Origin of the sequence: Armatimonas sp. (genome assembly GCF_043760365.1) — a bacterium.
In the GTDB taxonomy this organism is placed as follows: Bacteria; Armatimonadota; Armatimonadia; order Armatimonadales; family Armatimonadaceae; genus Armatimonas.
In genome coordinates this window covers 1-1,510 of sequence record NZ_JAYUPA010000614.1, presented here as the reverse complement: position 1 = coordinate 1,510, position 1,510 = coordinate 1, and the positions used below count along the sequence as shown (strand labels likewise).

At 52.7% G+C, this 1,510-nt stretch carries 2 protein-coding genes; both read right to left on the bottom strand.

From position 1 onward, the window contains the following. The coding region (locus ACH2EH_RS14105; RefSeq protein ID WP_395142680.1) for an ABC transporter ATP-binding protein at positions 1 to 643 on the bottom strand (643 nt) is incomplete at its 3' end. Continuing rightward, positions 640 to 1,510, bottom strand: an 871-nt coding sequence (locus ACH2EH_RS14100) for an ABC transporter permease (protein WP_395142679.1), incomplete at its 5' end; no start/stop codon positions are given. The genes ACH2EH_RS14105 and ACH2EH_RS14100, both read right to left, overlap by 4 nt.

The window sequence follows — 1,510 nt, the reverse complement described above, 5'->3', positions numbered from 1 at the left end:
CCACCACAATCGTGCGCCCCTCGCGCTGGAACTCGGCGATCTTGGCAAGGCATTTCTCCTGAAAGAGCGCATCCCCCACCGAGAGAGTCTCATCCACGAGCACGATCTCAGGATTGGTGTGGACGGCCACGGCGAACCCCAGACGTACAAACATCCCCGATGAGTAGGTACGCACCGGCATGCCGTAGTACTTGGGCTCGGCAAAGTCCGCAAACGCTAGAATCGCCTCGCGGCGCTCGTCCATCTCCGCGCGGCTTAGCCCGAGAATCGAGCCATTAAACGTGATATTTTGCAGCCCCGTTAAATCGGGGTGAAACCCCGCGCCCACTTCGAGAAGCGGCGCGAGTCGGGGATGCGTGGGATCTGCCGATGCGGGAAATGTCACCGTGCCCGAGTCAGGCTTCATCACATTGGCAATCAGCGAGAGCAGCGTGGACTTCCCCGAGCCATTGCGCCCCAGCAGCGCCACCGTCTCCCCTGTATGAATAGTGAGCGAGACGTCTTCAAGCGCGGAGACGATCTTGTACTTTGGCTTGATTCCCTTGCTGAGCTGCCCTAGCTTACCCTTGATGCCCGCATAGCCATCGTCGGGCAGCTTGAAGCGCTTACTGACATGTGCGATCTGGATCGCGGGGAGGCTCATACCTGCTCCACGAAGCGCCACTTACGGCTATTGAAAAACGCATAGCCTCCGATAAATGTCGCGACACACACGGCAAAAGCGAGCCAGAAGTACGGCCAAGGAACTCCCATATTGATATCTAAAGATCGCTCGATTCCTGGCACCTGAACATCTGGTTGCATGGGCAATAAAAACGAGCGGTAGCAAGTTAGAATCACTGTCATGGGATTAAGTAAAAACAATGTGTAAATAAAAGTGGGTACTTTTTCGGAGAACTGAACCTGCTCCAAGAAATACATAATAGGAACCGCGTAAAATAATAAGTCTAGCAAAACCGCAGTTAAGAACTTAATATCTTCAAAAAAGACATTGAGAGCTGAGAGAAAAAGAGCGATTCCTCCAATAAGCAACGTCTGCATCACGACAAGAAGCGGCAGGAGTAGTAGTTCCAGTGGAGGCAGAGTCAAGCGATGGTGCGTGAGGGAGTCGCGAATATAGAGAAATGCCAAAAGTGGCAGTAGCACGACCGTCAGCGAGAGTAAAAAGTGACGTAAGTTTGCAATTGTCGTTGCCAGAGGAAGAAGCTCACGGGGGAAGTAGACCTTGCGTACCAGTCCGAGCTGCTTGGAGACGGAGTCGCCCGCATCGAGAACTCCCGTTAAAAAATACGTCCAGGGAAAAAATGCCGCCAGAACATAGGCTGCGTAGTTATCCACTTTACTATTAAAGACAAAGTAGAAAACGGCCCAAAGAATCAGAGCGCGGACAATAGGATTTGCCAGCGACCAAGCCACACCAAGCTTGGAGTTTTTATAGCGAACATCGAGCTCCCGCTGGACGAGGTTACCGAGAAGTTCGCGGTAGCGCCAGGCTTCTCTGGCTTCTTGC